Origin of the sequence: Corallococcus sp. AB030, assembly GCF_003668965.1 — a bacterium.
In the GTDB taxonomy this organism is placed as follows: domain Bacteria; phylum Myxococcota; class Myxococcia; order Myxococcales; family Myxococcaceae; genus Corallococcus; species Corallococcus exiguus.
The window spans coordinates 1-426 of record NZ_RAWQ01000509.1 but is presented as its reverse complement, the minus strand read 5'-3'; the positions used below and the strand labels follow the sequence as shown (position 1 = coordinate 426).

Below are 426 nucleotides of genomic sequence, written 5' to 3'. Positions count from 1 at the left end.
CCCCATCCCCGGATGCAAGGCCCGGAGATGGATTCCCGCTTTCGCGAGAATGACGAGGTTTGTGCTACAACCGCCGGTTAGAAGGCCAGCGGCGCGTCCAGTTCCTTCACCTGCCAGGGCAGGCCGTGCTTGTTCAGCATGTCCATGAAGGGATCGGGATCGAACTGCTCGATGTTGAACACACCTTCACCCTTCCAGGCGCCGGTCAGCATCATGGCGGCGCCGATCATCGCGGGCACGCCGGTGGTGTAGCTGACCGCCTGATTGCCGGTTTCGGCATAGGCGTCCTCATGGTCGCAGACCTGATAGATATAGACGGTCTTTTCCTGACCATCCTTCTGACCGGTCGCGATGTCGCCGATATTGGTCTTGCCCTTGGTGGTCGAACCCAGGCTCGACGGTTCGGGCAGAACGGCTTTCAGGAAC

The 426-nt window shown here is 60.3% G+C and carries 1 protein-coding gene; it reads right to left on the bottom strand.

Translation table 11 applies throughout. The features are described from left to right. Positions 1–77 precede the first annotated feature (77 nt). Positions 78–426 (bottom strand): saccharopine dehydrogenase family protein (locus tag D7Y15_RS43840; protein WP_304988704.1); only part of this gene is annotated, 349 nt, incomplete at its 5' end.